Genomic DNA, 3,039 nt, shown 5'->3' with positions numbered 1-3,039 from the left:
CAATCCACACCAGGCCAGAAGGCCCTCACCCATTTCAAGATCGGTCAGCCGAGACCTGCATCACTGTCCACAACCTCCCCGGACAGAACACCTAGCGCTTCGACAGCTGAGAGCTGATGCCCACGTCAGCATCACCGGCTCCCCGCCCTCCGGGCGGCGAGCCGGCTTACGGAATCCAGGACACCGTGCAGTGCGTGCAACGCGCCCAGAGCGGCGACGGTGCGGCGTTCGCCGACCTCTACACGGCCTACTGCGACACGGTGTACCGGTACGTCTACTACCGAGTCGGGGGCAGGGCGACCGCCGAGGACTTGACCAGCGAAGTATTTGCTCGTGCGTTCCAGCGCCTGCATACGTTCACCTGGCGTGGGCGGGACTTCGGGGCCTGGCTGGTCACCATCGCCCGCAACCTGGTGGCCGACCACTTCACCTCAGCGGGCTTCAGACTGGAGGTGACGACCGACGAACCCCTGGACAGCAACGAGGTCGAGCGAAGCTCCGAAGACTCAGCCATCGAGAGCCTGCGCAACACTGGACTGGCCCAAGCGCTCAACAGGCTCCCCCGCCGCATGCGGCAGGTCACCTGGCTGTGGACACTCGGCGTGCCGACAGCCCACATCGCGCAGCAGTTGGGCATCAGCCCCAGCACAGTCAGAGTCCACCTCTTCCAAGCGCGTCAGCGCCTCGCCGCCGACCCCCTGGTAGCCCCAATGGCCAGCTCAGCAAGATCCTGACCACACCGCCCCTTCAACTACCCCGGCCCATGGCCCCTCGCCATCACTTCCTAGGAACTCGAAGGCACCACACGCCGCCCCTCGCGTCCCCGCCCTCAGCCGAGCGCTGACGTCTCTTCAGAATCCGCGAATTCACAAAAATCCGCCATCCGTGCCAGAAGCAACCTCAGACGGTCCGCACGCCCCGGCTCCCAGGCCGGCAACAGCATCCCCGACCCCGGGTCGAGCTGGCCCCGCCACTGCGCGACACGGTCTCGCACCGACGTCTGCCACCCGTCCCAGTCAGCCCCCGGCAGACTGCTGATCACCGTCAGCCGCAACGGACACCCCAGCGCCTCCAGACGGCGCGTCAGCGCCGACACCTGCACCTGCGTCCACGCCAACACTCGCCGCCCACCCAGCGCCCTCTCCAACACCTCCACCGCCGCACCAGGAGGACAGGCACCCTCAGGCACCTCACGGTTGCGAACCCCGGCCAGCCCTACGACGACGTCCACCAGCTTCACCCCCTCCCCGTCCACCGCCGTCAGATACGCCGCGGCCGCTGGACGCGCTCGCCCCGACGCCGTCCGGCCGCCCTCCACCATCTCCACCCACACCACTGCAAGCCGGGGATCCTCCAGCATGCTCCGCGCCCACCGGGCCAGCACCCCACGCCGTGCCCGCAACGACATCTGCAGCGCCGCCACATCACGCAACCGCTGGCACATCGGACACAGCCTCTTCCCGTCACGGACGACAAGAGACCGGTCACAGCAGGCCCCGCAGTCCCCGCACACGTGCGTCTCACGGGAACGCCGACTCACCGCAGCCTCCAACTGCCGCGCGGACGACGCAGTCGGCCGAGTGGCCTCCACCAGGTAAAGCTCCACCACCCCGCGACGCCCGCGGTGGTAAGTCCGGACATGACCGCTCACCCCGCCCACAGGCTCCCGCGGAAGGTCAGCTGACAGCAACTGAGTCCTGGACGCCATCGACCACGGAACCTGCCCCCAGCCTTCGTACGACGCGGCCATCCCCAACCTCCAGTGTCTTCACACCCTGTGATGAACCATCAGCCCCGAAGATAGTCCACAATGCCCAGTCCGGCAAACACGAAAGGCCCAGTGAGCAGCATCTTTCAAGTTTACAAACTAAGCTCCAGCTGTCTGTTCAACCAATCCCCACTCCAGCCCAGCCCGCAAAAAATCACCCACCGTAACAACCTGATCCGCCCATCGCTCATACTCCACCAATGCCTCCACCGCCCCCTGATCCCGTCCGGCCCGAGTAAGCACCACCCCCGGATACCGATCACGCCAATCACGCAGTGCACAGACCGCCTCGGCCGACACCGACCAACACCCTGCCCGAACCTGCCGAGCCACCCCAGAGGGAAGTCGAAACGACACAGCCTCCGGATACCCACCATCCCGACCCCCGGGCCAACGCCCCATCCCCGCATCCCCACCCTCGGCATCCGGCCACGCCTTCACCCACCCCCGCACAGCCAACTGATGACGAACCCCGTACAAGACAAACGAGTCAACCGTGTCCAGCAACCGGCCCTCCTCACGCAACCCCGCCACCACAGCACGCCACCGGGCACGCACCACATCCGCCTCACGCCGACTCAAGCCCCCCACATCCCACGCAGCATCACGCGCCAGCTCCCGCCTCACAGCACGATGGCGCGCCACGACGGCCCCCACCTGTGAACGCGTCCCCAGAGCCACCTTCACCGTCATAGAAACCAAACCCTCATCAGCCATAACCCCAGGCTCCCAGAAGCCGCACCCCAAGCCCACCAACCACACACGACAGCTCAAGGCACCAACTGCGTGAGAACCCGGCACGCCGCCAGGCGGGCAACGCGCCACGCGCACACAGGCTCACACGGAAGCACATGAAGGGCAGGTACCAACCCCAAAGCTCGCACAGGAAGCAGACACCCACTCAGTCCGGCGACAGCCGGACAGCTCAGCCTCTCCCTGATAGGGGAGCAGCGGACAACCCAAATAACTGTGCAACCACCCAGTTATGACATCACCGGCGCCGCCAGGCGCCGGCGCCCCACCCCCTCAGCTCATCCTCCCCGTCAGGGGAGGGGCCGTCACCCACCCCAGTCCTGCCGCCAGGCAGGACATCACCCCAGCTGAGCGGGCCGCCAGGCCCGCCAACACCCACAGAAACCAACCAAGTTGGCCCGCCAGGGCCAACCCTGCACCGTCACACAGTCGTGCCGTCTGGCACGACGGCAGTACCTAACGGGCCGTCAGGCCCGTAGTTGGCCGTCAGGCCAACTTAAGAGCCGACAGGCTCTCCG

The 3,039-nt window shown here is 66.6% G+C and carries 2 protein-coding genes; one reads left to right on the top strand and one right to left on the bottom strand.

The annotated features are described in order from the left end of the window. The first annotated feature begins 116 nt into the window (after window positions 1–116). Complete coding sequence (locus ACZ619_RS45665) at window positions 117–734, top strand: sigma-70 family RNA polymerase sigma factor (RefSeq protein ID WP_469611957.1); 618 nt, start codon at window positions 117–119, stop codon at window positions 732–734. Between the two features lie 95 nt (window positions 735–829). On the opposite strand, the gene ACZ619_RS45660 is transcribed toward ACZ619_RS45665, so the two are convergent. Continuing rightward, on the bottom strand, window positions 830–1,444 hold the full coding sequence (locus ACZ619_RS45660) for a hypothetical protein (protein ID WP_469611955.1): 615 nt from the start codon (window positions 1,442–1,444) through the stop codon (window positions 830–832). Between the last annotated feature and the right edge of the window lie 1,595 nt (window positions 1,445–3,039).

The sequence above is a fragment of the Streptomyces sp. NPDC104367 genome, assembly GCF_055583825.1.
This window is presented reverse-complemented; position numbering and strand designations above follow the sequence as displayed.